The sequence below is a fragment of the Caenibius sp. WL genome (genome assembly GCF_019803445.1).
Lineage (GTDB): Bacteria > Pseudomonadota > Alphaproteobacteria > Sphingomonadales > Sphingomonadaceae > Caenibius.
The window spans coordinates 127,970-153,140 of sequence record NZ_CP081844.1; the positions used below are offsets into that span (position 1 = coordinate 127,970).

At 64.5% G+C, this 25,171-nt stretch carries 19 protein-coding genes; 8 read left to right on the plus strand and 11 right to left on the minus strand.

Features of this window, described 5'->3' with window-relative positions; translation table 11 throughout:
* Positions 1–78: 78 nt before the first annotated feature.
* Both K5X80_RS00780 and K5X80_RS00785 read left to right on the plus strand, forming a co-directional pair.
* Positions 79–1,032 (plus strand): cation diffusion facilitator family transporter, encoded by a 954-nt coding sequence (locus tag K5X80_RS00780; RefSeq protein ID WP_222558977.1) that lies wholly within the window; start codon positions 79–81, stop codon positions 1,030–1,032.
* 43 nt (positions 1,033–1,075) lie between these two features.
* A complete protein-coding gene (locus K5X80_RS00785; RefSeq protein ID WP_222558978.1) occupies positions 1,076–3,340 on the plus strand; it encodes an NADP-dependent malic enzyme in 2,265 nt (754 codons plus the stop codon).
* A 48-nt stretch (positions 3,341–3,388) separates the two neighbouring features.
* On the opposite strand, the gene K5X80_RS00790 is transcribed toward K5X80_RS00785, so the two are convergent.
* Together K5X80_RS00790 and trxC are read right to left on the minus strand one after the other, a co-directional pair.
* Positions 3,389–4,651 carry a Glu/Leu/Phe/Val family dehydrogenase gene (locus K5X80_RS00790; protein WP_222558979.1) on the minus strand — a complete coding sequence of 421 codons (1,263 nt, stop codon included), beginning with the start codon at positions 4,649–4,651 and terminating at the stop codon, positions 3,389–3,391.
* A gap of 183 nt (positions 4,652–4,834) precedes the next feature.
* A complete protein-coding gene (gene trxC, locus K5X80_RS00795; protein ID WP_222558980.1) occupies positions 4,835–5,278 on the minus strand; it encodes a thioredoxin TrxC in 444 nt (147 codons plus the stop codon).
* A gap of 171 nt (positions 5,279–5,449) precedes the next feature.
* Here trxC and K5X80_RS00800 point away from each other — a divergent pair, with 171 nt between their 5' ends.
* A complete protein-coding gene (locus K5X80_RS00800; RefSeq protein WP_222558981.1) occupies positions 5,450–6,148 on the plus strand; it encodes a type 1 glutamine amidotransferase in 699 nt (232 codons plus the stop codon).
* 7 nt (positions 6,149–6,155) lie between these two features.
* Here the strand turns inward: K5X80_RS00800 and K5X80_RS00805 are convergent, their stop codons facing one another.
* Positions 6,156–7,163 carry a bile acid:sodium symporter family protein gene (locus K5X80_RS00805; protein ID WP_261390582.1) on the minus strand — a complete coding sequence of 336 codons (1,008 nt, stop codon included), beginning with the start codon at positions 7,161–7,163 and terminating at the stop codon, positions 6,156–6,158.
* A gap of 185 nt (positions 7,164–7,348) precedes the next feature.
* Here K5X80_RS00805 and K5X80_RS00810 point away from each other — a divergent pair, with 185 nt between their 5' ends.
* Positions 7,349–7,987 carry a riboflavin synthase subunit alpha gene (locus K5X80_RS00810; RefSeq protein WP_261390583.1) on the plus strand — a complete coding sequence of 213 codons (639 nt, stop codon included), beginning with the start codon at positions 7,349–7,351 and terminating at the stop codon, positions 7,985–7,987.
* A 46-nt stretch (positions 7,988–8,033) separates the two neighbouring features.
* Here the strand turns inward: K5X80_RS00810 and K5X80_RS00815 are convergent, their stop codons facing one another.
* A complete protein-coding gene (locus K5X80_RS00815) occupies positions 8,034–8,582 on the minus strand; it encodes a Ros/MucR family transcriptional regulator (protein WP_222558983.1) in 549 nt (182 codons plus the stop codon).
* A 348-nt stretch (positions 8,583–8,930) separates the two neighbouring features.
* Here K5X80_RS00815 and K5X80_RS00820 point away from each other — a divergent pair, with 348 nt between their 5' ends.
* Entirely contained in the window at positions 8,931–9,377 is a 447-nt protein-coding gene (locus K5X80_RS00820; RefSeq protein WP_222558984.1) for a YbaY family lipoprotein, read from the plus strand.
* A gap of 123 nt (positions 9,378–9,500) precedes the next feature.
* On the plus strand, positions 9,501–10,100 hold the full coding sequence (locus tag K5X80_RS00825) for a DUF4126 domain-containing protein (RefSeq protein ID WP_222558985.1): 600 nt from the start codon (positions 9,501–9,503) through the stop codon (positions 10,098–10,100).
* A 27-nt stretch (positions 10,101–10,127) separates the two neighbouring features.
* Here K5X80_RS00825 and K5X80_RS00830 read toward each other — a convergent pair whose 3' ends face one another.
* Positions 10,128–12,464, minus strand: a complete 2,337-nt coding sequence (locus K5X80_RS00830; RefSeq protein ID WP_222558986.1) for an arylsulfatase — start codon at positions 12,462–12,464, stop codon at positions 10,128–10,130.
* A gap of 54 nt (positions 12,465–12,518) precedes the next feature.
* On the minus strand, positions 12,519–13,550 hold the full coding sequence (locus tag K5X80_RS00835) for an alcohol dehydrogenase catalytic domain-containing protein (protein ID WP_222558987.1): 1,032 nt from the start codon (positions 13,548–13,550) through the stop codon (positions 12,519–12,521).
* A gap of 401 nt (positions 13,551–13,951) precedes the next feature.
* Here K5X80_RS00835 and K5X80_RS00840 point away from each other — a divergent pair, with 401 nt between their 5' ends.
* Complete coding sequence (locus K5X80_RS00840) at positions 13,952–15,532, plus strand: helix-turn-helix domain-containing protein (protein ID WP_222558988.1); 1,581 nt, start codon at positions 13,952–13,954, stop codon at positions 15,530–15,532.
* Positions 15,533–15,579: 47 nt separating this feature from the next.
* Here the strand turns inward: K5X80_RS00840 and K5X80_RS00845 are convergent, their stop codons facing one another.
* Positions 15,580–17,190: a thiamine pyrophosphate-binding protein gene (locus tag K5X80_RS00845; RefSeq protein ID WP_222558989.1), complete on the minus strand. Its 1,611-nt coding sequence runs from the start codon at positions 17,188–17,190 to the stop codon at positions 15,580–15,582.
* Between the two features lie 21 nt (positions 17,191–17,211).
* A complete protein-coding gene (locus tag K5X80_RS00850; protein ID WP_222558990.1) occupies positions 17,212–18,915 on the minus strand; it encodes an N-acyl-D-amino-acid deacylase family protein in 1,704 nt (567 codons plus the stop codon).
* Between the two features lie 255 nt (positions 18,916–19,170).
* Between K5X80_RS00850 and K5X80_RS00855 the strand changes: the two genes are divergently transcribed.
* Positions 19,171–21,471 carry an arylsulfatase gene (locus tag K5X80_RS00855; protein ID WP_222558991.1) on the plus strand — a complete coding sequence of 767 codons (2,301 nt, stop codon included), beginning with the start codon at positions 19,171–19,173 and terminating at the stop codon, positions 21,469–21,471.
* A gap of 58 nt (positions 21,472–21,529) precedes the next feature.
* On the opposite strand, the gene gstA is transcribed toward K5X80_RS00855, so the two are convergent.
* From gstA to K5X80_RS00870, 3 genes are all read right to left on the minus strand, one after another.
* Entirely contained in the window at positions 21,530–22,135 is a 606-nt protein-coding gene (gstA, locus tag K5X80_RS00860; protein WP_222558992.1) for a glutathione transferase GstA, read from the minus strand.
* 203 nt (positions 22,136–22,338) lie between these two features.
* Complete coding sequence (locus K5X80_RS00865; RefSeq protein ID WP_222558993.1) at positions 22,339–23,214, minus strand: hypothetical protein; 876 nt, start codon at positions 23,212–23,214, stop codon at positions 22,339–22,341.
* 105 nt (positions 23,215–23,319) lie between these two features.
* Positions 23,320–25,059 carry an N-acyl-D-amino-acid deacylase family protein gene (locus K5X80_RS00870; protein ID WP_222558994.1) on the minus strand — a complete coding sequence of 580 codons (1,740 nt, stop codon included), beginning with the start codon at positions 25,057–25,059 and terminating at the stop codon, positions 23,320–23,322.
* Positions 25,060–25,171 lie beyond the last annotated feature (112 nt).

The window sequence follows — 25,171 nt, forward strand, 5'->3', positions numbered from 1 at the left end:
GGACCGGGCCGGCACGGGCATCAGCTCCCCATGCCGGCCCGGCTCTTTCGGCATGCGAAGCGGAAGAAAGCGCCAGGCATGACCGGAGACCGCGCATTCCGGCATATCAAGGCCAATATCGTGCTCTATGGCGCGCTGTTCGCCAATCTGGGCATTGCCGCGGCCAAGTTCGTAGCCGCCGCAATCAGCGGATCGTCCTCGATGATTTCGGAAGGCGTGCACTCGCTGGTCGACAGCGGCAACCAGATCCTGCTGCTCCATGGGCAGAACCGGGCCAAGCGTCCGCCCGACGATGCCCATCCCTTCGGCTATGGGCGCGAACTCTATTTCTGGGCGTTCGTCGTCGCCATCCTCATTTTCGCCGTGGGCGCGGGGGTGTCGATCTACGAAGGCTGGCTGCATATTGCCACGCCCGAGCCGCTGCGCGATCCCACGATCAACTATGTGGTGCTGGCCATCGCGCTGCTGCTGGAAGGCACATCATGGACGATCGCGGTGCGCGAATTCAACGCCCGGCGGCAGGGCGCCCCATGGTGGCGGGCGATCCTGCGGTCCAAGGACCCGGCCAGCTTCATCGTGCTGTTCGAAGACAGCGCGGCATTGCTGGGTCTGGTCATCGCGGGTGTCGGCATCTGGGCCAGCCACCATTTCGGCGATCCGCGCATCGATGGGATGGCCTCCATCGGCATCGGCATCACACTGGGCTGCGTTGCCGTGCTGCTCGCTCGCGAGGCCAAGGAGTTGCTGATCGGGGAAGCCGCCGATCCGGCCCTGATCGCGGCGATCTGGGCTGTGATGGAACGGCAACCGGCAGTGATCTGCGTCAATCATGTCCGTACCATCCACACCGCGCCCGATGCCGTGTTCGCCGCGATCAGCGCGGATTTCGACGATGCCCTGCCAATGGGCGCGGCGGAAACGCTGATCGAAACGATCGAAAGCGAACTGCATGCCGCCGTGCCCGAATTGAGTTCGATCTATATCCGCCCTGAAAAGCGTGCCGCCGCCGTGATCCAGCAGCGGCCTTTATAACTAGCCCTCGAATATCCCGCCCGGCTCGCATATGGGTTGCGGCATGGACGAAACTCTCCGCAACGCCGCGCTCGATTATCATCGCTTCCCCCAGCCCGGCAAACTCCGCATCGAACCGACCAAGCGTATGGTCAACCAGCGCGATCTGGCGCTGGCCTATTCGCCGGGGGTGGCCGCACCGTGCAGCGAAATCGCAGCCGATCCGGACAAGGCGCTGGATTACACCGCGCGGGGCAATCTCGTCGCCGTGATTTCGAACGGCACTGCGGTGCTCGGCCTCGGCGCCATCGGCGCGCTGGCATCCAAGCCGGTGATGGAAGGCAAGGCAGTGCTGTTCAAGAAGTTCGCCGATATCGACGTGTTCGATCTCGAAGTGGACACCACTGACCCCGAAAAGTTCATCGAAGCTGTGGCCTTGCTCGAACCCACATTCGGCGGGATCAATCTGGAAGATATCAAGGCCCCCGAATGCTTCGCCATCGAGGCGGCGCTGCGCGAACGGATGAATATCCCCGTTTTCCATGACGATCAGCACGGCACCGCCATCGTCGTGGCCGCCGCCGTGCGCAATGCGCTGGTGCTGCAAGGCAAGACGCTGGCTGAAGCGAAGCTCGTCACTTCCGGCGCGGGCGCGGCGGCGCTGGCCTGCGTCGATCTGCTGGTGTCCATGGGGCTGCCGGCCGAAAACGTCACGCTGACCGACAAGGACGGGGTGATCCATGCCGGGCGCGACGGGATGCTGCCCAACATGGCGCGCTATGCCCGCACCACCAACGCGCGCACCCTGCCCGAAGTGCTGCCGGGCGCGAACGTGTTCCTCGGCCTCTCGGCCCCCGGCGTGCTCAAGCCCGAATGGCTGCCCTTGCTGGCGGACAAGCCGCTGATTTTCGCGCTGGCCAATCCGGAACCGGAAATCCGGCCCGATGTCGCCCGCGCCGCGCGGCCCGATGCCATCGTCGCCACCGGCCGTTCGGATTTCCCCAATCAGGTCAACAACGTGCTGTGCTTCCCCTATATCTTCCGGGGTGCGCTGGATGCCGGGGCGACCGCGATCAACGAAGCGATGAAAGTGGCGGCGGCGGAAGCCATCGCCTCGCTCGCCCGGCTCCCCGCGCACGAAAGCGTGGCGCAGGCCTATGGCGGGCGCAAGCTGGGCTTCGGGCCGGATTACATCATCCCCACCCCATTCGATCCGCGCCTGATTGCGGAAATTGCGCCCGCCGTGGCCAAGGCGGCGATGGACAGCGGGGTGGCCCGCCGCCCGCTCGATCTTGAGGCCTATCGCCGGTCACTGGCGGAGCAGAACACCCGGTCGGCGCAACTGATGATGCCGGTGTTCGAAGCCGCGCGCGGCACCCGCACCCGCATCGCCTATGGCGAAGGGGAAGACGAACGCGTGCTGCGCGCGATCCAGGATGCGCTGGACGATGGCATCGTCAGCCCGGTGATCGTCGCCCGGCGGCGTATCCTGAATCAGCGCCTGCCCGAACTGGGGCTGCGCTTCGAACTGGATCGCGATGTCGAAGTGATCGATCCGGAAACCGATCATGCCATCATCGCGCCGCTGGTCGAAGCCTATCGCGCGGTGGCCGCGCGCAAAGGCGTGCCCGATGCCGAAATCACCCGCCACGTCTATCGCCGCCCCACGGTGACTGCGGCCATGCTGCTGCGCACCGGCCATGTGCAGGCCGCGCTGGTGGGCGGCAATTCGGAATACTGGGGCCAGATGGAACATGTGCTGCGGATCATCGACCGCGCCCCCGGGGCCCAGCGGGTCTATGCGCTGTCGGGCCTGATTCTCGATGCGGGGGCGCTGTTCATCACCGACACCCACATGGTCCCCGATCCGACCCCGGAACAGATCGCCGAAATGACCATGCTGGCCAGCAACGAACTGCGCCATTTCGGCCTGCCGCCGCGCGTGGCGCTGCTTTCGCACTCCAATTTCGGCGCTTCGCACAGCCCCAGCGCGCGCAAGATGCGCGCGGCGCTGGCGATTTTGCGGAACAAGGCGCCCGATCTGGCGGTGGACGGCGAAATGCACGCCGATGCCGCCCTGTCGCAGCCCCTGCGGGAAAAGCTGGTGCCCGACACCCGCTTTGCCGGGCCGGCCAATCTGCTGGTGATGCCCAATCTCGATTCCGCCAACATCACGCTGACGGCGCTGGGCGCATCGTCCAAATCGCCCACGGTCGGGCCGATGCTGATGGGCCTTTCCCAGCCGATCCACGTCATGCCGCCGGGCATGACCTCGCGCGCGATCCTCAATCTGACGACCATCGCGGCGGCCGAAGCCAACTACCGCTGAACGCGGCCCCCGGCCGATCCCCGAGGGGACCGGCCGGCGCTGTTCCGCTTACGAAGTGAAGAACTGCTGCGTGCCGTGCGCTTCGATCGCCTCGGCAAGGCGGCTCAGCGCGTGGACGTAGGCAGCGCTGCGCACCGAAATCCCGCGATCGTTGGCCAGGAGCCAGATCGCGCGGCCTTCGTTTTCCATGCTGGCTTTCAGTCGGTCGTGGATTTCACCCACTGTCCAGTAATAGCCTTGGCGGTTCTGCACCCATTCGAAATAGGATACCGTCACACCGCCCGCATTGGCCAGAATGTCGGGCAGGACGATGATACCCTTCTTCGCCAGGATAGCATCCGCTTCGGGCGTGATCGGGCCATTGGCCAGTTCGACCACGACTTTGCCCTTGACGGTATCGGCATTGCCTTCGTGGATCAGGTTTTCGAGCGCGGCAGGCACCAGAACATCGCAATCGACACCCACGATATCGTCAGGCGACAGCACGCTCGCCCCCGGCAGACTGTCCGCCAGGCTGGCAAGGCCCGCGCCCTGCTTGGCCGCGATCAGATCGTCATAGCTGACACCGCCGGGCGCGTGGATGCCGCTGCGCGAATCGGTGACGGCGACAATCTTGTAACCCACGCCATGCAACAGATTGGCCATGTGGCTGCCCGCGTTGCCGAACCCCTGGATGGCCACGCGCGCGCCCGGGCCGACGCCCAGTTCGGTTTCGAGATGGCGCAGCAGGTAGAACCCGCCGCGCGCCGTGGCGTCATCGCGCCCCAGCGAACCGCCCAGCGCGATCGGCTTGCCCGTGATCACCGCCGGCGACACGCGCCCGACGATCGAGGCGTATTCATCGGCCATCCAGCCCATGATCATGGCGTTGGTGTAAACGTCCGGGGCCGGAATATCCCGATCGGGGCCGATGATCCCGGCGAAAGCCTGCATATAGGCGCGCGAAAGGCGTTCCAGTTCCGATTTCGACAGCTTGCGCGGATCGACCTGCACCGCGCCCTTGCCGCCGCCATAGGGCAGATTCATCACCGCGCACTTGAAAGTCATCCAGAACGCCAGCGTTTCCACTTCATCTATGGATGCTTCGGGGTGGAAACGGATGCCACCCTTGGTGGGCCCGCGCGTGTCGTCATAGCGGCAGCGCCAGGCCATGAAGGATTTGCGCGATCCGTCATCCATGCGGATCAGCAGCCGGGTCTTGGTGGTTTCGCGCGGATACTTGAGCTTCTCCAGCACATCGGGGTCCAGCTTGAGATGCTGTGCCGCATCGTCCAGGCGGACCAGCGCCTGATCGAGCATGGATGTTGTCATGGGTTCTCCTTCGCGTACTGACAACCTGGCAGCCGATCACAGACACGCGCATGCGCGGCACCCGCGATCATGCCGCACCGATGGGAAAGGCATGTTTGGGGGTGCCGCTAGCAGGCTGCTTCCATTTCAGCCAGAATCTTTAGAAAAGCATCGTAATTTTGGCACATTGCCGGATTCGGGCCATCACCCCACGGCCTGCCGGGCCCAGCGGATGATCGCCCCGGTGGGCATCGCACCCGATTGGCGCGCCACTTCGCGGCCCTTGGCGATCACGATCAGCGTCGGGATCGACTGGATGCCATAACGCGCGGCGATTGCCTGCTCCGCCTCGGTATCGAGCTTGCCCAGCCGCAACGCTGGCTCCAGATCGCCGGCCGCCGCCGCGAAAGCGGGCGCCATCTGGCGGCATGGCCCGCACCAGCTGGCCCAGAAATCGACCAGCAGGGGAATATCGCTGCGCGTGGCATGGGCATCGAAATTGGCCGCCACCAGCGTCACAGGCTCGCCCGTGAACAGCGCTTTGCCGCATCGCCCGCATTTGCCGCCCGCGCCCAGCCTGGCGGCAGGCACGCGGTTGGGCGTGGTGCAGGCCGGGCAAATCACGATCTTGCTGTCGGGCGATACCATGTCACAACCTCCTGCTATGGCACGCGGGTGCTGCGCCATAAACGGCCAACGCGCAAGCGCACCGATGGTATCCGGCCCACTGCCCGGAGGCTCTTGCTTGCGCGGCCCCATCGGCATTACCCCTGTGGCAGAGGATGCATGAGGCAGGATGATCAAGGGAGGAATCCTTCAATGCTGCTCGGAATTCTCAAGACCGGCGCCCCGCCCGCCGCACTCGGCGCCTTTGGCGGCTATCCCGCGATGTTCCGCGATCTTCTGGGCGCCGATACTTTCACGTACCGCACGTTCGATGCCGAAGCGGGCGAATTACCGGACCGCCTCGATATCTGCCCGGCCTATATCGTCACCGGTTCGGCCTGCGGGGCTTACGATCCCCTGCCCTGGATCGCCGATCTCAAACGCTTCCTGAACGCGGCCAGGGCCGAGGCCACGCTGGTAGGTATCTGTTTCGGCCACCAGATCATGGCCGAGGCGTTCGGCGGCACCGTGGTCCCTTCGCCCAAGGGCTGGGGCGTGGGGGCGCACAGCTACGAAGTCTGCCAGCCCCCTACATGGATCACCGGGGCCGAGCGCTTTACTTTGCCCGCATCGCATCAGGATCAGGTGGTCGCGCTGCCGCCCGATGCCATGATCGCGGCGGGGAGCAGTTTCGCCCCATATGGCGCGCTGACCTATACCGGCAGCCGGGCGATCTCGCTCCAGCTCCATCCCGAATTCACGCCCGCTTATGCCGCCGCGCTGGCCGATCTGCGGCGTGGCCGCGGATTGACCGATGCCGAAGCCGATCTCGCCATCGCCAGCTTGCGCCAGCCGATGGACAACGCGCTGGCGGCGCAATGGATCACGCGCTTCCTGCAAGGCGCGGGCTGATCGCCGATCAGGCCGGGGCTTGCCGGGCGGCGGCTTCCCCGGCCGCATCCTCCCGGTCGGCCGCCGCGCGATAGCGCTGGGCCAGCACCGCGCAGACCATCAACTGGATCTGGTGAAAGATCACCACCGGTAACAGGATCGCCCCCACCTGCGATTGGGCGAACAGCACGCCCGCCATCGGCACGCCGGTCGCCAGGCTTTTCTTCGAACCGCAGAATTGCAGAACGATCGCATCCCCGCGCGGCATCTTCAGCATCCGCGCAAGCGCATAGCTGAGGCACAGGACCACCCCCAGCAACACGGCCGAGATCCCCAGCACCATCGCCAGATCCACAGGTGCAACCCGCCGCCACAGCCCTTCGACCACGGCGGCGCCGAACGCGGTATAGACGACGAGGAGGATCGAGCCCTTATCGACGAAAGCGAGCAGTTTCTTCTGCCGCGCCACCCATTCGCCGATCCACGGCCGCAGGAAGTGGCCCATAAGGAACGGCAGCAGCAACTGGAACGCAATCGTCAGCACCATATGCGTGGAAACGCCGCCGCTTTTCCCCGTGATCAGCAAGGCCACCAGCAACGGAGTGATGAAAATCCCGGCAAGATTGGAAAAGGACGCACTGCACACCGCCGCCGCGACATTGCCCCGCGCCACCGCCGTGAATCCGATGGACGATTGCACCGTGGAAGGCAGCAGCGTGAGGAACAGCAGGCCTGTCGCCAGTTCGGGTTCCAGCACCGGAATCGCATGGATGCCAAGGCCCAGCAGCGGGAACACGGCGAATGTCATCGCGAAAACCGCCAGATGCAAGCGCCAGTTGCGCAGGCCATCCAGCACCGCCTGGCGCGAAAGCCGCGCCCCGTGAAGGAAGAACAGCGCCACGATCCCGGCATCGGCCACGCCCCCGGCGATCGGCGCCCACACCCCCCGCGCGGGCAGCACGGTGGCCAGCGCCATCGTTCCCAGCAGCATCAGCAGATAGGGATCGATCTGCAAGCGGGCGAGCAAGGCTTTCACGCTATCGTATCTCCGAATGGCGGCGGATGGACACGCGCCCTATCGCCAATTGTTCGTTTGGGAAAGCATCGGGCGCATGGCCCGGCCCGCCGTCCGCCCCGGTGGGCAGGCGCACTGTGGACAGGGGCCGGAATTTTTCCCATGGGCCATGGAAAGGCGAAACGGCGGAGAATTGCGGTATGTACATGGGTCTGGTTCAGGGCATGGCGGATATCGTCAAAGCGGACCACCTGCCCGGCCGCCTGGCGCTGATCCTGCGCTTCCCGCCGCACCTGACCGAAGGGCTGGTGCTGGGCGCCAGCGTCGCGGTGGAAGGGGTGTGCCTGTCGGTCACTTCGATTGACGGCGATCTGATCGGCTTCGATGCGACCACCGGCACGCTCGACACCACCAATCTCGGCACCTTGGCGCATAACCGGGTGAATATCGAGCGTTCGGCCAGAATGGGGGATGAGATCGGCGGCCACATTACCGCCGGCCATGTTTCGGGCACGGCGGAAATCATCGGCTTCGAAAAGGATGCCGACAATCACATGTGGCTGAAAATCCGCGTTCCCGCGCCGTGGCACCGCTATGTGTTCAAACGCGGCTTCCTCGCCGTCAACGGATGCAGCCTGACCGTCGCCGATGCGCAGAACGACGTGTTCACGATCAACCTCATTCCCGAAACGCTGCGGCAGACGACCTTCGGCCTCTATGCGGTGGGAGATCGGGTCAATATCGAAGTCGATCACCAGACCATGGTGATGGTCGATACGATCGAACGCAGTGTGACTTCGGTGTTCGAACGGCTGATTGCGGATCGCTTCGCCAATCCGGCCTGACGATGCCTCCCCGGCGCACAAACTACGCCGGGAACGCAAAAAGGGTTCAGGCAGCCCCGCCAGCGGCAACAGCCTTGGAACGGGCCGCGCCCTTGGCTTGGCCTGACTTGGGTGAGCCAGACTTGGCTTGGTCGGACTTGGGTTGGCGCGCACTCTTCAGCGAAGACATTTCGCCCGCTTTCGAACGCCCGCGCCCGCCACGGCCCAGACCGATGGCCTTGGCCAGATCGCGGCGGCGGTCGGCGTAATTGGGCGCGACCAGCGGATGGTCGGCCGCCAGTCCCCAGCGCTGACGATATTCTTCCGTCGTCAGCCCATGATCGGCGGTGAGATGGCGCTTGAGCATTTTCATCTTCCGGCCGCATTCGAGGCAGGCGACATGATCGGGGCGCACCGATGCCCGGATCGGGACCGCCGGCTCGCGAACCACCGGCGCCGGGGCCGCTGCCTGACCGAGCCCGGCCAGCGACTGATAGACTTTCGCAATCAGGACGGGAATCTGATCGACGCTCACGCTGTTATGGCTGACATGGGCCGCCACCACATCCGAGGTCAAAGCGATCAACGTTTCGCGATCCTGGTTTTCTTCCGCCAATTTCTTTTCCTTCCATTCGCAGCAGCCCTGTCCGCATTCGCGCGCCCCATTTTACGGAGCGAAAGGCCGATCTGTTTTCCGAAGTATAGAATGGCTGAATTCCGATTTTGTGCCCGGCGGAAGACTGGGACAGGTCCAAAAAATCCCAAACAGTTGTTTAATGGGGCAGTTTATCCTGAAAATCAGTACTCTATCGGCAAAGCGAATTGTTGCATGCCCTCATGATATTGGTCACATGGCAAGCAACAAACCGCCTGCAGCGGAGGAAGCGCAAAACGATCCGCCGAACTTGTCAGGATATTTTCTCCACCCGGCACGTTCTGACACCGCAACAGGAAAGAAATGGCCATGATCTCTACCGTTACGCGTTTCTGCATTCCCCTGATTCTCGCCGCGGCGGCCACCGCCTGCGCCCCGGTCCCTGCGGCCGCGCCGGATGGTGCGGTGCACGAGGGGATGGCCACTGTCAGCGGATCGGTGCTCTATCGCGAACGGATGCTGCCCCCGCCCGGCGCCAGCATCACAATCGCGCTGCTGGACGTGTCGTATGCCGATGCGCCGTCCACCACCATCACCAGCCAGACCCGGAAGCTTGACGGCAAAGGTCCGCCTTACACCTACCGGCTCGAAGCCCCGCGCGCGAAGCTGCAATCGCGCATGCGCTACGCCGTGCAGGCCATGATCCACGACGCCGATGGCGGGCTGTTGTGGGTCAACGACGCCGCCAATTCGGTCGATCCCACCCTGGCCGAGCAGGAATTGCCGCCGATCGTGCTGGTCAAGACCGGCAGATGATACCCTCACCGCGCGGGTGGGCCAGCGTTGGGCATGACGTTCCCGCGCGGTTCCGCTATTCTAGCGCGCGCATAGCGGCTGCGAAGCAGCCTGACCCTGTGGGCTGAGCGGGAGGAGGCGCGTATGGGGATCGTCGAGATCATCGGCCTTGCAGGCAGCATCAGCCTGCTATCGGGCTGGCGGATCTATCTGTGCACGTTCGCCGTGGGCTTGGCGATGCGGACAGGGTGGCTCTCGCTGCCAAACCATATCAGCGGGCTCGACGTGCTGGCCAACCCGTGGGTGCTCGGCATTTCCGCTATCGGGCTGATCGCCGAATTTTTCGCCGACAAGCTGCCATGGCTCGATTCCATCTGGGACACCGTGCACACGCTGATCCGCCCGGTCGGCGGGGCGCTGCTGGCGATGGCCATCGTCGACGCGCAAGACCCGGCGTGGCAGGTGGTTAGCCTGCTGCTGGGCGGCGGGGCGGCGCTGCTGTCGCACAGCGCCAAGGCGGGCACGCGCGCGGCGGTCAACACCAGCCCCGAACCGTTCAGCAATATCGCGCTGTCGACCGGGGAAGATGTCGCCACCGGCGGCCTGCTGGCGCTGGCGCTGACCAATCCGGCGACCGCCATCGTGATCGCGGGTGTGCTGCTGCTGGTCGTCGTGGCCACGCTGCTGCTGCTGCACCGGCTGGTGAAACGGCTGCTGCGCCCCCCGCCCCCACGCTCCGGCTGAACCGGCGCGAGGGCGCAGAGCCTTGACTCAACGCAGCGTGATATCGACCTTTTCGATCTTGCCGCCCGCGAACGGATAACCGAGCGCCGCATCAGCGGGATAGTGGCCCGCCGCCGATCCGGTATCGATGCCGACATCGAAGGTTTCGCTGATCGAGAAGAACCCCGGCGGGCTGGAGGGCAGACGTTCCTCCCCGGCGGGCTGGCCATCGACAAGCAGGCGCAGAGTGCCGCCCTTGCCATAACCGCCGCCATCGTAATCGAACGCCACCTGCAAGGTATGCCGCCCCGGCGCCAGGGGCTTCGCACCGGCAAGATCGGCCGTTTTCAGTTCGAACAGGCGATAGGTGAACCGGGGCTTGCCCTGATCGTCGAGATAGAGCGACCACCCCGCCGCCGTGCCACCGATCGTCGCCACCACGCCTTTCGCCCCGCCCGCAGGGATATCGACAGTGGCGGTCAGATCCCATGACCGGTTCATCATTTTGGGCGCGCCGACTTCGGGCACGCCGACCGTGCCGGGATAGTACGTGAAGGCCGTCCGCTTGCCGGTGAAGCTGGGCAAGGCGGGATCGCCCATCGTCGGCCCTTTGAGCGGCAACACCTGATTGGCCGCCGCTTCCTTGGTGAACAGCGCTTTCAGTTCTTCCAGCCTGGCCGGGTACTTCGCGGCCAGATCGGTCGACTGGGAATAGTCCTTGCGCAGATCGTAGAGTTCCCATGTGTCGTTTTCGAACGGCTTTTCCGCCGTCACCATCCCCGTCGCCCAAGGCAGACGGTTATGGAACGCGGACGCCATCCAGCCATCATGATAGATCGCGCGGTTGCCGAACACTTCGAAATATTGCGTCGTGTGCCGCTCAGGCGCCTTCGCATCCCCGAAGCTGTACACCAGGCTGGTGCCGTTCATCGGCATCTGCTTGATTCCGTCCACTTCCGCCGGGGCGGCAAGGCCCGCCGCTTCGAGAATGGTGGGGGCAATGTCGTTCACATGGCCGAACTGGCTGCGCAGTCCGCCCTTGTCGGTGATCCGTTTCGGCCAGGTGACGACCATCGGATTGCGCGTGCCGCCCAGATGCGAGGCGATCGTCTTGGTCCACTGGAACGGCGAATTGAGCGCCCAGGCCCAGGCCGTGTTGTAATGCGCATAAGTATCCGCGTTGCCGATATCGTCCAGCCGGGCCAGCACTTTGGCGCGATCTTCAGGCACGCCCTGCAGCTTGCCCATGTAATTGATGCTGCCGTCCAGCCCGCCTTCGGGCGAACCGCCGTTATCGCCCACGATGTAGATGAACAGCGTGTTGTCGTACTGGCTGCTGTCTTTCAGGCTCTGCACCAGACGGCCGATTTCATGGTCCGTATGGGCGAGGAACGCGGCATAGGTTTCCATCAGCCGCGCCGCGATCTTCTTGTCATCGGCGCTGAGGCTGTCCCACGCAGGCATTCCCGCGGGGCGCGGGGTCAATTTGGTATCGGCGGGCACCACGCCCAGCTTCTTCTGGCGTTCGAGAATCTTGACCCGCAGAGCATCCCACCCGCCGTCGAACTGGCCGCGATAGCGTTCGATCCATTCACGCGGCACCTGCAGCGGGGCATGGGTCGCTCCCGGTGCGAAATAGAGGAAGAACGGCTTGTCCGGCGTCAGCGCATGTTGCTGATGCATCCATTCGACGGCCCGCGTGGCAAGATCGGCGGTCAGATGATAATCCTTGCCCGCCGGGCGCAGGATCGGGGTGGTGCCTTCCACCAGCGTCGGTTCGAACTGGTCGATTTCCCCACCCATGAAGCCGTAGAATTTCTCGAAGCCCTGCCCGGTCGGCCAGCGGTCGAACGGGCCGGACTGGGAGATTTCCCAATCGGGCGTCTGGTGCCATTTGCCGAAAGCCGCGGTGTTGTAGCCCGCATCGCGCAGCAGTTTCGCAATCGTGGCCGCATCGCGCGCATGCACCCCGCGATAGCCGGGGCGGCTGTCGGCGGTGTTCATCACCGCACCGATCCCCACCGCATGGGCGTTGCGACCCGACAGCAGCGCCGCGCGGGTGGGCGAACAGATCGCCGTGGTATGGAACCGGTTGTAGCGCAGCCCATCCTTCGCCAGCGTATCCAGTGTGGGCGTCGCCGAAGGCCCGCCGAACGTGGCCGCCGCGCCGAAACCGACATCGTCCAGCAGCACCAGCACGACATTGGGGGCGCCCTTGGGGGCCTGCACCTGCAACGGCGGCGCCATCGGCACCACGGCGGCCCCGGCCTGCGCGACATCCTGCGCCGAGGCCGCGCCTGCGTGAATCATCGCCACGGCGGCCATGCCAATCGCACCTGCCCGCCATGACCGCATTTTCCGCCCGCGCCGCACACTTCCATTCATGTCCATTTCCTCTCCCGTGCCCCGCTGCCGGGGCGATAGCCTGGTTGATGCCGATCAGCCCGCGCGATGCGGATCGATCAGCAGCTTGCATTGATCGGTGGGCTTGCGCAGCGCTTCGAACGCGGCGGGCAGTTCGCCGAAGCCGATGATCTGCGTCAGCATCGGGCTGGCATCCGCCCGGCCCTTAGCCAGCGCGTCGATCACCCCGGCGAAATCCCGCTCGGTGTAGCACTGCGAAAACTGCAGGTTCACCTCTTTCATGATCCCCGTTATCGGGCTGATCTGGTCCTCGCCGAAGCAGACCCCGGCCACGATCACACGCCCGCGCACACCGGCCAGTTCCATGGCCTGCTGCAAGAGGCCGGGATTGCCCACGCATTCGAACACCACCTGCGGGCGGTGCCCGGCAATAGCGGCGAACCCTTCAGCCACCGGGCCTGCCTTGGGATCGAGCGCATGTGTCGCCCCGACATCGAGCGCGCGCTGCCGCCGGGTGGGCGAAGGTTCGCTGACCACCACATGCCGCGCGCCCGCCAGCCGCGCGAACAGCGCAGCGCCCACACCGATCGGCCCCGCACCGATCACCAGCACCGAAGCGCCGGTCAGATCGCCCGCCAGACCAACGGCATGATGTGACACGGCCAGCGGTTCGACCATCGCCCCATCCGCAAAGGATACGCCCGCGGGCAACGCCTGCAGCATCACCCCGCGCGCTTTCACATATTGGGCATAGGCGCCCGGATTGGTGAGCGTGGTGCCGGTGAACAGGCCGGTGCTGCACAGGCCCGGCAGGCCATCGGTGCAGGCTTCGCAAGTGCGGCACGCCTGAATGGGCAGCGCGGTGACCCGGTCGCCCACTTTCCAGCCTGAGGAGACATCGCGGCCCACCTCCACGATGGTGCCCGCGAATTCATGGCCGAGGATCGTCCCCCTGGGCACGAACCCATATTCGGTGACATGGAGATCGGACCCGCAAATTCCGCAATGGGCCACTTCGATCACCACCTCATCGGGCGCGGGGCGCGGATCGTCGACCGTGGTGACGATCAGGGGCTGCCCGGTCTCTTCGAAAATGGCTGCGCGCATGGTTCAATCCTTTCCTCTTATAAGCGGAGCCGGCTCTGCCCCGATGCGACACATGCTGCGGGACCGCTGTCGCCGTCGATGATTTTCACAGATGCCCGCGCATCGCCAGAAAAAGGATGGACAATGTTCCATGATCTCCCCGCTCGTTGGCATCCCCTTGCAGCCAGCGAATCGGCCGGGGGCGCTTCTCTCTCTGGTCGGGAGGTTATGGTTCGGGGTCCCATGCCTCATCCTCCATCAGGACTATGCGCAATGTCGCAATAATTGATAAGAAGGCTGACAAAATGGCTGGGATATTCCCGATATCCAGCCGAAAAATAACAAAAGGCCGCACCGCCGGGCAAAGAGTGAGTTATAAATATCTCACCCCACCCGCGATGGAAGCAGAAAGGTGGAGAAGGATGGGGCAGACTTTCTGCATTAACGCAGATGACCGTGCGCGCTTGCTCGAACTGGCGCGAACGGCCCACACGCAAACGCTGGCGCAGCGGTGCCATATCGTGCTTGCCTCCGCCACGGCGGGCCGATCCGCCAGCATGATCGCCAGGGAGTTCGGCACCACGCCCGCCACTGTCAGGCGCTGGCAACACCGTTTCCTCACCGGCGGGCCGGACGGGTTGACCGACACCTGCCGCCCGGGCGCACCCCGGCAGATCGGCGCGGAGCAGCGCAGCGCGATTCTGGCGCTTCATGCCGGGGGGCTGAATTCCCGCGCCATCGCCGCCGAAACCGGGGCCAGCCAGAGTTCGGTTTCCCGGATCATCCGCGAAGCCTGCGGCACCGATGCGCGGCCGCCCCGCTCGCCGATACCCGTGGAGAAAGTGGTCGAACGACTGACTGTCACTCTGTTCGAAAGCCTGGCGGACGAAACCCCGCTCAGCCGCTTTCTCGATGCCGTCGAAGCGGCCACCGGGGCCGATTACAGCATCATGATGATTTTCACCAAGGACAAGAGGCAGCCATCGCTGATCCTGTCCAAAGGTCAGCCGCTCGAAGGCTCGGCGGACTATATCGCCCGCCATTACGATCAGGAACTGCTCGACGGTCTGCCCGAAGGCACGGTGACGACGGTCAGCGACAGGCTGACCCGCGATGAACTGCGCCGCACCGCGCTGTATCGCGAATATCTTGTCCAGTATGGCGTGGGATACATTCTCGGGATCGATATCGGCTCCGTCCGGGGGATTTCGGGCAAGTTCCGACTGGCCCGGCTCGAAACGGGCGCCGATTTCGGCGCGCGCGAACGGGCGATCTGTCAGGGCCTCGTCCCCTACCTGCGCGCCGCGTTGCAGCTTTTCGTCCAGCGGATCGACATGGAAGCGGAGAAGGAAGCGCTTGCGCTTACCGTCTCCGGCATGTCGGTAGGCAGCATCCTCGTCGATTCCGATGGCCTCATCCTCGAAGCCAATCCCCCTGCGCAGGCCCTTCTCAAGCAGCGGGACGGACTGTTCGCCACCAGCGCGGGAAAGCTTGCCCTGCACAGCGCCGGCCAGTCCCGCGAATTGCACGACCTGATCCGCCGCAATGCCGCCGCCGCGATCGATCCAGCCGCGCCGGGCGCGCCCCGCGCGATGCCGGTCAACCGGCCGTCCGGCAGGGACAGCATCGGCCTGCTGGTCCGCCCGGCGCGCGGCAGCAGCCACAATCCGCTGGCCATCCGCCCCACCGCGCTGGTCCATCTGGTCGATCCGGCCCAACCGCGCATGACCATGATAAACGCCCTGATGGAACTGTTCGGCCTGACCCCGGCGGAAGCGCGAGTGGCGCTTTCGCTGGCCAATGGGCATTCCATCGGGGAAACAGCGCGCAATGCGGCGACCAGCCGCAACACCGTGCGTTCGCAAGTCCGCTCGATCTTTTCCAAAATGGGAATCAACCGCCAGTCGCAATTGATCCGGACCGCGCTGATCAGCGTGGCGCTGTTTTCGCTGCCCGGCGATGGCCAGCCGGCAGCATCAGCGGCAACCGCGATGCGGGAGTGATACGGGATGGCGGCGGGGGCGGCGCATCGGCACCGCCCCCGCCGATCCTACATCGCCAGCGGGGCCATTGCGCTGATATCGATTTCGATCAGGTTCGGTCCGGCCATGGCCATCGCTTCGGCAAAGGCTTCCTCAAACGCCTGCGCCGTTGCCACACGCCGTGACGGCAAGCCCATCGCCTGCCCGAGCGCGGCGAAATCGGGCGTGTGCAATTCCACCCCGACATGCGGCGTGCCATAGGCCGTCTGAAGGAATTTGAGGCTGCCATAGCCTTGATTGTTGAACACCAGCAGCGTGAGCGGGGCCTTGTTTTCCACCGCCGTGGCCAGTTCTCCAAGATTGAGCATCACCCCGCCATCGCCATGGATCGCGATAGTGCGGCGGTCCGAACCGATCGCCGCGCCCAGCGCCAGCGGCAGCGCCGGCCCGATGGCCAGGCTGGTGGCATAAGTGAACTGGCGCGGCTGGCGAACCGGCAGGCGCAGATTGCCCCAGGTGGTCCCCGCCATGGTCGCATCGCACACCACGTTGCGATCCGCGGGGGCCAGCCGGTCGATCGCATCGCAGATCTGCTGATGATCGGCCCCGATCCGGCGCAGCGTATCCTCCGCCAGTTCTTCCCGCACCCGCGCCGCCAGCGCCAGATACTGGCTGTCCACGGTCCCATCACCGATGCGCCGGGCCAGTCCGGCCGCCGCCAGCTTGGCATCGCCGGTGATGCCGATTTCCGCCGGGTAATTGCGGCCGAGCATGGTGACATCGGCATCGATGTGGATCAGGCGCGGCGGCATCGGGATCGACCAGAACCAAGTGGCGACCGCCTGGAACCGTGTGCCGATGGCCAGAACCAGATCGCTCTGCCCGATCAGTTCGCGAAATGCGGGATAGTGCGTCTGGCTGCCGACGAACAGCGGATCGTCCGTCGCCACCACCCCGCGCCCGTTGAGCGAGCTGACCACGGGCGCGCCCAGTTTGGCGGCCAGTTCGCGCACTTCGGCCACTGCATCGGCGGTCACGCAGCCACCACCCAGCCACAGCAGTGGCCGCCGGGCGCCTGCGATCAAGGCCTCCGCCTTGTCCAGCAATGCGTCATCGGGCGCCAGCCGTTCGGGCAGGACACCGGGCACCTGCGCCGCCGGGGCCGGGGCGGAGAGGAGATCGGTGGGGATTTCCACCGCACCCGGCTGAGGCCGCCCGGTGAGGATATCGGCCGCGACCGACAGGATCGTATCGGTGATCCGTTCGGGATGCATCACGCATTCGGCCCGGCGCGTGACGCTGCGCAGCATGGCCAGTTGCCCGTCCGCATCATGGATGAAACCGCGCCCGCGCCCCAGATGCACGCGGTCGACCTGAGTGGTAAGCAGCAGCACCGGCGAAGAGGCGAAGCCCGCTTCGTAGAGCCCGTTCACCGCATTGGCGGTGCCCGGCCCGGTGCTGGTGATCGCAACACCCAGCCGGCCGGTGGCCCGGGCATAGCCATCAGCCGCATGCACCGCGCCCCCTTCATGGCGCGAGGCGACCATGCGGATGCCGCCATGCCGCGCCAGCGCGTCATAAAGCGCCAGATTGTGCTGGCTGGGGATACCGAACACCACATCCACGCCCAGCGCTTCCAGCGCCACGCACACGGCATCGCCGCCATTTCGTATCGTCATCGCAAATTCCTTGTTGAATGGTCAGTGGGCGGCCCGGATCACCCGCCCCGGCAATTGCCCGGTGGGCACGCCATCGCGCTGGATCGGGACACCGCCGACCAGTGTGGCCACGAACCCGTCCGCCCCTTGCGCCAGGCGCCGGCCGCCTGCGGGCAGATCGTGCAGCACCGATGGCTGATGCAGCGCCAGCCGATCGAGATCGATCACGTTGACATCCGCCTTGAGACCGGGCGCCAGCACCCCGCGATCGTGCAGACCGGCGGCATAGGCCGGTGTGCGGGACAGGGCGTCGATCACCCAGGGCAACGGCAGGCGGCCATGGTCCCGGTCGCGCACCCAATGGGTAAGCATGAACGTGGGAAAGCTGGCATCGCAGATCATGCCATAATGCGCCCCGCCATCGCCCAGGCCCAGCACGGTGTTGTCGTTCAGCATCATTTCGCGAATGGGATCGAGCGTGCCCTGCCCATAATTGCCGACCGCGACATAAAGCATCGCCCGCCCATCGTCCTCCAGCAGCAGATCGTATGCCAGTTCGTGCGGGGACACGCCTTGCGCCGCCGCCCGCGCGGCGATGCTGTCCTGCGCGCGCGGTTCATAATCGGGCCGGGGCCCCATTACGAACATGCGGGCGAAATCGGTGCTCATCGCCTGAAGCGGCGTCATCCCCCCGGTCGATTCCTCGGCCAGGATCGCGGCGCGCAACTGCGGATCGCGCAGGGCGGCGATGCGCCCCGGCAGATCGCGCGGCAGCGCCTTGTAGCTGGGCCGATCCATGAACGGATTGGCGGAAAGATCGTGGCCGATGAGAATACCGATCGGGCGCGGGAACACTTGCGCACGGATGGTCTGCCCTTCGGCATTGGCGGTATCGACAATCGCCAGCGCATCGCGCCAATCGTCCGGATTGGTCGCCCCCTGCCCCAGCGTGAACATCGTCATACAGCCGGTGGTGCCCACCACCCGGCGCACCACCGCCAGTTCTTCGGTCCAGGTGCTGTGCGGGGTGTCGAGCACGATCTGGAACACGCCCTTGGGCCCCATCGCTTCCACCAGCAGGCGCAGTTCGTTTTCCGCCACGTCGAAGCTGGGGATCATCGCCCCATCATGCGTGCGGTGGATGAACTGGCGGGACGTGGCAAAGCCCAGTGCACCCGCGCGCATCGCTTCGCGCACCAGGTCCTGCATCCGTGCCAGATCTTCCGCCGTGGCCGGTTCGCGCGCCGCGCCGCGCGGCCCCATCACAAACACGCGCAATGCCGAATGCGGAATATAAGCGGCGACATCGATATCCCGCCGCCGCCGTTCCAGCGCATCGAGATAGTCGGGGAAGCTTTCCCAGTCCCATGTCAGCCCATCGGCCATCACGACTTCGGGAATGTCTTCCACCCCCTCCATCACGCCGATCAGCCGCTCCCGGTCCTCGGCCCGGCAGGGGGCAAAGCCGACTCCGCAATTGCCCAGCACCGCCGTCGTCACCCCATGTTGCGACGACGGGATCAGCTGGTCGGACCAGATCGCCTGTCCATCGTAATGGGTGTGCAGATCGACGAAGCCGGGCGTGACGATACACCCGTGCGCATCGATCACTTCCGCATCGGGCGCGGTGATGGCGCCGATGGCGGCGATCCGTCCGCCCTGCAGCAGGATATCGGCCGCGAAGGGTTCCGCCCCCGTCCCGTCGCAGATCAGTCCGCCACGAATGACAATCCCGGCATCAGCCATGCTTTCTCCCATGTTTTCTTGGGATACAATGTGCAGCGGGCGGGCGTTGCCGTCATCATCCATTTGCATGAAAGCGCAGGAGCCTGCCCGCATCGGGCGGGCACAGCGCCCTGTCCCGGCGGAATATCGCAGCTGATACTCGCGCGCGAACCGGCGCACGGCGCGAGAAGGCACTTGCACGGCCCCCTTTCTTTAGTACTGTATGGTCTCGTACAAGGAATGACCGGCGCCAGTGCCGAAAAGGGGGCGATGACCATGAAACGAAATCCTGTCCGCAACGCGGCGGTGTGGCTGACGCTGGCCGCATCCGCAGGTGCGATGGCCATCGGCGCGGCCCCTGCCGTGGCGCAGAACGCCCCGGCGCAGCCGCCGGTGGAATACCAGCGCCATGCCCCCAAGGGCGCCCCCAATGTCGTGCTGGTGATGCTGGACGATGTCGGTTTCGGCGCGGCTTCCACATTCGGCGGCCCGGCACTGACGCCGACGCTGGACCAGCTGGCGCGCGAAGGGCTGCGCTATAACCGGTTCCATACCACGGCGATCTGTTCACCCACCCGCGCTTCGCTGCTGACCGGACGCAACCCGCACGCCACGGGGATCGGTTCGGTGATGAACTCGGCGGATGCGCGGCCCGGCTATTCCGGGTTCCATGCCAAGGACACGGCAACCATCGCCGAAATCCTGCGCCAGAACGGATACAGCACCGGCGCATTCGGCAAATGGCACCAGACACCGGATTGGGAAGTTTCGCAAAGCGGCCCGTTCGACCGCTGGCCAACCGGGGAAGGATTCGAGAAATTCTACGGTTTCCAGGGTGGGGAGACCGACCAGTTCGAACCCACGCTTTATGACGGGACCACCCCGATCATGCGCCCGGCGGGCGACGATTATCATCTGACCGACGATCTGGTGAACCAGTCGATCAAATGGGTGCGGGCGCAAAAGTCGGTCACGCCCGACAAGCCTTTCTTCCTCTATCTCGCCACGGGCGGGATTCATGCGCCGATCCAGGTGCCCAAGGCCTATATCGACCGCTATCGCGGCCAGTTCTCGCAGGGCTGGGACAAGATGCGCGAGGAGATCTTCGCCCGGCAGAAGCGGCTTGGCGTGATCCCGCGCGATACGAAGCTGACGCCCCGCCCCGACGGCCTGCCCGCGTGGGACAGCCTGACACCGGAACAGAAGACCTTCGCCTCGCGCCAGATGGAAGCCTATGTCGCTTTTCTCGCCCATACGGACGATCAGATCGGCCGGCTGGTCAAGGATTTGAAAGACAGCGGCCAGTTCGACAACACGCTGTTCGTCTATATCGTCGGCGATAACGGGGCGAGCGCGGAAGGCGGCCTGGGCGGCAGCCTCAACTATATGGGCGCGATTCAGGGCCTGCCCGAACCCGAACAGGTCAAACTCGCCGGGATGGACCGGATCGGCGGCGCGGATGCCTATGCCCATGTCAATTCGGCCTGGGCCTGGGCGACCAACGCCCCCTTCCAGTGGACCAAGACGATCGCTTCGCATCTGGGCGGCACGCGCAATCCGATGGTCGTCACCTGGCCCAAGCGGATCGCCGACAAGGGCGGGCTGCGCAGCCAGTTCGGCCACGTGAACGACATCGCCCCCACCATTCTCGAAGCCGCCGGGATCGCGGTGCCGAAAGTGGTGAACGGCATCGCCCAGAAGCCGATGAACGGCACCAGCCTGATGTACAGCTTCGGCGATCCGAAAGCGCCCGAACGGCACACCACGCAATATTTCGAAGTTTTCGGCAACCGCGCGATCTATCACGATGGCTGGATGGCTTCGGCGTTCCACGACCGGTTGCCGTGGAACGTGATTTCGAGCGGCAACAAACCCTTCGATCAGGACAAGTGGGAACTCTATGACCTGCGCAAGGATTTCTCGCAGGCGACCGATCTGGCCGCGACCTATCCGGCGAAGCTCGAAGAACTCAAAGCGCTGTTCCTCAAGGAAGCGGAAGCCAACAATGTGCTGCCGCTGAAAGGCCAGCAACTCGACAACGGCGGCCTGCCCGATCTGGCCCGGGGCGTGACCCGCGCGACCTATCACGAAGGCGCGATCAGCGTGCCGGAAAAGGCCGTGCCGCACATGATGAACCGTTCGTGGTCGCTGCTGTCGGATATCGGCGTGAAGGATGGCACCCGCGGCGTGATCGCCACGATCGGCGGCACGGCGGCGGGCTGGTCGCTCTATCTCGATGCCGAACGACGGCCCAGATTCACCTATCGCCTGTTCGAAGTGAAGACGGTCGATCTCAAGGGCGCGCCGCTGGCGCCCGGCGCCAACACGCTGCGCGTCGATTTCGATTATGATGGTAAAGGCTATGCCAAAGGAGGCAAGCTGACGCTGTCGGTCAACGGCCAGCCGGTGGCGAGCGACACCCTACCCGCATCGCCGCCGTCGATGTTCTCGATCAACGAGACGTTCGATGTCGGCACCGATACCGGATCGGCAGCGGGCAAATACCCCGTCGATGCGCCGCTCGGCTATGCTTTCGAACAGGGCAAGATCGACCAGGTGACGATCGAACTGCGCTGATCGCGGCGCACACAGTCTGACCGCCCCACCACGGGGCGGTCAGCTGCCATCCTGCCTCTCAGGCTAGCCCTTCGGCCTTGAGCGCGGCCTGCACCGCCGGGCGGGCGGCCACACGCGCGCGGAACGCCTCCAGCGCCGCAAAGCCCGACAGGTCGATACCGACCATGCCGGCCCAGTTGGAGATCACGAAAGCATAGATATCGGCCACGCTGTAGGCGTCGTTCGCCAGCCACTCGCTGGCGGTGAGCGCCTCGTTCATATCCACGAAATGCCCGGTCAGCTTGGCACTGACAGCCTGCTTGAACGCATCCGGCGCGCCCGGGTTGAACAGCACGGAAAAGCCCTTGTGCAGTTCGGTGGCCAGATGGTTCAACCATTCAAGCACGCGATAGCGCGGCAAATCGAGAGCCTGCGGGATCAGTGCGCCGCCGCCCGCCTTGTCCGCCACATATTGCAGCAGCACCGCGCCTTCGGTCAGCACCTGGCCATCGTCCAGTTCGAGCGCGGGCAGCGCCCCGCGCGGATTGACGGCACGATAATCGCCGCCATCCTCCAACTGCTTGGTCATGATATCGACCCGGGCCATAGCGAACGGCTGGCCGGTTTCGCGCAGGGCAATATGCACCGCGAGAGAGCATGAGCCGGGGGTCCAGTAAAGTTTCATCGGATCGGTCCTGTTTGTTATTGGGGTGTGCACAGCAGGCACGAACGCCGCACATGCCGCAAGGGGGATGTTCACCGCATCCTTACAAAAGCGACAACACAGCGGGATATTGCACCTGTGCTGGCCGCTATCTCTCATTACAGGCCAGCAAAAGGGGCGCTGCCCTGCGGCAACGCCCCCGACGGTTCTTCCAGCGAAGCGTGTTACTCGGCTGCTTCGGCCTGAACCAGCTGCGCCGATTGCGCGCCTTCGCTCCACACATCGGATTCGGCATTGGTGTCGACTTCCTCAACCCCTTTCATCCCGATATGCGCGCGGGCATCGGCCTTCGACATGCCGAGGATCGGTTCCATCTTGCGCAGGAACCACGGATCGGATTCGCGGCCCACGCGCATACCGTTGGTGATATGCCGCGACATCGCGGGCCAGGTCGATGGATAATGGATGATCGTGCGCATCAGCGTGGGCAATGCCATCACCGCCAGCAGCGTGCTGAGTTCACCTGCCAGTTCCGGATCGTCGAAATAGGCGAAATAGCCTTCGATGCGCATGAACAGCGGTGTCGTTTCGCCAAGGAAATCGAAGCCCGCGCCGCCCAGAAGGTGATCGAAATCATGCGTCTGGCCGGTGCGCAGATCCCAGTAATCGAGCATGCTCTGCGGACGCCAGCCGGGATTCATTTCAATCCGCGGATCGAGCACGATCTCGAAATTGTTCGCGGTGAGGTAGTGGTAATATTCCCCGCCCGCCGTGTTCGGCCCATAAACCTTCAGATCTTCGCGGGTATAGGTCGAGATGAACCCTTCCTCGAAGTAATCGCCCAGTTCGGTCTTGGTCTTGCACTGATCGGCCAGCATCTCGTTGATCCGCTTTTCATCGCGGATTTCGTAGAGCGCCTGAAACAGCTTCGGCAGGCCGTACGTGATCGGCATGTCGCGGCCATTCCGCCGCAGCGATTCCTGCATCACATATTCGCGGATATCCGGGTGATTGAGGAATTTGGATGAGCTGACAAGGCGGGACGATTCGGTGGGAATCTCCTGCAACCCGCGCATGAAATAGGGAATATAGTCGTCCATTGGGTCCTCTCCATTTTCGTTGTGTTCGTGATCGGGGCTTCTGTTCTGATTGTCGGCGAAGCGCCCTGAACGGGGCCGGGTTCGCCCGGCCCCGTGAGTAGTGTCTTATTCCGCCGCCTGCGCGTACTGGAACTCCGGCGCGGGCGCGAGGAACTGCCCCGGCCGCGTGCCGGTGGCGCCGTTGCGGTCGAACGTGGGGGTGCCGTTCACCAGCGTCAGGCGCATCGGCGCCGGATCGCGGGTGTAGCGCCAGGTGATCCCGCCCATGCCATCGGGCGCATCGAAAATCTTGCGCTCCTCGCGCCGTTCGATCTCGTCCATATGGAACACGGTGATATCCGCCGGATTGCCCACGGCCAGAACGCCGCGGCCCTGCAGGTTGAAATGCTCGGCCAGCTTGCCCGTCTGCACGTGCACGGCTTCCTCGATCGTGATCTTGCCCTGCCGGACATAGTACGTGAAGTAGAGCATGTTTTCGCCCGGGCCGCAGAACATCTGCGCATGGGCCCCGGCATCCGACACGTTGCCGACCGACTTGGGATCGCGGATCAGTTCCAGGATCACTTCCTCGTTCATCGGGAACGGCGCCATGTGGACGGTGGATTTCACGCCGTTGCGCAGAATCCAGTCGGCCATCGCGTCCGAGCGATGCTCGATCCCGGTCATCTTCATGTAATCGACCAGCGTGAGATTCATCGGGCCCACGCCGTTGTCCGAATTGCGCAGCAACAGGCGGTCGGGATTGTTCATCGGGGCATGGGCCCAGGCCTTGGTGTCCCAGCTTTCGCGGGCACGCGCGCGCCAGTCCGGATCAGCGAGCAGGCGTTCCTTCTCTTCCCAACTGTCGGCGGTGACAACTTCGTGCCACACGAAATCGCCCGACTGGGCGAAGATCAGCGACTTGGTAAGCGAGAGCGTGTTGGTGGGCGAGACATGGGTGTAAGCCGTCCAGAAGTCGCGGCCTTCGGCCTTGAGCTTCTCGTGCTGCTGCTTGAGATCGTCCAGAATCGTCTTCTGGAATTCCAGCGTCGGCAATCCGCCCCACTGGATGCGGACATCGAGGCCCTGGGACAGCCGGTCGAAACGTTCCAGCGCCGCCGGGCAGGTCAGCCGGATGAAGGTGTCCATCACGATCTGGCACACCGTGCCTGGATGACGGGCGAGCACTTCGAGCAGCGCGCGGTATTCCTTGTCCTCGGCCGCGAACGTCGGCACCGGGCGTTCGTCGCCGTCATAGTCGAGCTGGTTCGTCGACAGGCCCATCGCACCCGCCTTGCACGCATCGTCGAGCAGTTCGCACATCCGCGCGATTTCCTCGTCCGTCGCGGCGCGCGTCCATCCGTCCATGCCCATCACCGCCAGGCGAATGGCAATATGGCCGACAAATGCCGCATAGTTCAGCGGCAACTTGACCTTGGAAGTCATCGACGCCTTGTATTCGGACCACTTGCGCCAGTCCCACGGCAGTTCGTTGACGAAAGCTTCCTTGTCGATATCCTCGAAGAAGGCGAAAATGCCGACGATTTCATCGCGCACGTTCATGTCGTCGGAAATCGGGGCCGGCGAAAAACCGCAATTGCCCATGACAATCGTCGTCGCGCCGTAGCCCGGCAGGGGATTGAGATCGTCCTGCCACCACATCGTGGCGTCGAAATGGGTGTGCGGCTCGATAAAGCCGGGGGTGACATAGCACCCAGCGGCATCGACCACTTCCTCGCCCGGCCGCGCGGCGAGATCGGCCCCGATCTCCACCACCCGATCGCCCGACACGCGCACATCCGCCGCATAGGCGGGGGCCAGCGTGCCATCCACGACCGTCCCGCCCTTGATCAAAATTTCAGCCATCTTCTCTCCTCCGTATTGTCTTGTCCGATTGGAGCTCTCGAATTTGTAGATACCATACATTAATTCGCTTTGTCACGGCTAAAGCGCATCTCCGCGCGCATGAAAAAAGGCG

Excerpts from the sequence above, each read along its gene's own strand:
- K5X80_RS00780 (WP_222558977.1), top strand. The coding sequence starts at position 79 with ATGACCGGAGACCGCGCATTCCGGCATATCAAGGCCAATATCGTGCTC.
- K5X80_RS00785 (WP_222558978.1), top strand. The coding sequence starts at position 1,076 with ATGGACGAAACTCTCCGCAACGCCGCGCTCGATTATCATCGCTTCCCC.
- K5X80_RS00790 (WP_222558979.1), bottom strand. The coding sequence starts at position 4,651 with ATGACAACATCCATGCTCGATCAGGCGCTGGTCCGCCTGGACGATGCG.
- trxC (WP_222558980.1), bottom strand. The coding sequence starts at position 5,278 with ATGGTATCGCCCGACAGCAAGATCGTGATTTGCCCGGCCTGCACCACG.
- K5X80_RS00800 (WP_222558981.1), top strand. The coding sequence starts at position 5,450 with ATGCTGCTCGGAATTCTCAAGACCGGCGCCCCGCCCGCCGCACTCGGC.
- K5X80_RS00810 (WP_261390583.1), top strand. The coding sequence starts at position 7,349 with ATGGGTCTGGTTCAGGGCATGGCGGATATCGTCAAAGCGGACCACCTG.
- K5X80_RS00820 (WP_222558984.1), top strand. The coding sequence starts at position 8,931 with ATGATCTCTACCGTTACGCGTTTCTGCATTCCCCTGATTCTCGCCGCG.
- K5X80_RS00825 (WP_222558985.1), top strand. The coding sequence starts at position 9,501 with ATGGGGATCGTCGAGATCATCGGCCTTGCAGGCAGCATCAGCCTGCTA.
- K5X80_RS00830 (WP_222558986.1), bottom strand. The coding sequence starts at position 12,464 with ATGAATGGAAGTGTGCGGCGCGGGCGGAAAATGCGGTCATGGCGGGCA.
- K5X80_RS00835 (WP_222558987.1), bottom strand. The coding sequence starts at position 13,550 with ATGCGCGCAGCCATTTTCGAAGAGACCGGGCAGCCCCTGATCGTCACC.
- K5X80_RS00840 (WP_222558988.1), top strand. The coding sequence starts at position 13,952 with ATGGGGCAGACTTTCTGCATTAACGCAGATGACCGTGCGCGCTTGCTC.
- K5X80_RS00845 (WP_222558989.1), bottom strand. The coding sequence starts at position 17,190 with ATGACGATACGAAATGGCGGCGATGCCGTGTGCGTGGCGCTGGAAGCG.
- K5X80_RS00850 (WP_222558990.1), bottom strand. The coding sequence starts at position 18,915 with ATGGCTGATGCCGGGATTGTCATTCGTGGCGGACTGATCTGCGACGGG.
- K5X80_RS00855 (WP_222558991.1), top strand. The coding sequence starts at position 19,171 with ATGAAACGAAATCCTGTCCGCAACGCGGCGGTGTGGCTGACGCTGGCC.
- gstA (WP_222558992.1), bottom strand. The coding sequence starts at position 22,135 with ATGAAACTTTACTGGACCCCCGGCTCATGCTCTCTCGCGGTGCATATT.
- K5X80_RS00865 (WP_222558993.1), bottom strand. The coding sequence starts at position 23,214 with ATGGACGACTATATTCCCTATTTCATGCGCGGGTTGCAGGAGATTCCC.
- K5X80_RS00870 (WP_222558994.1), bottom strand. The coding sequence starts at position 25,059 with ATGGCTGAAATTTTGATCAAGGGCGGGACGGTCGTGGATGGCACGCTG.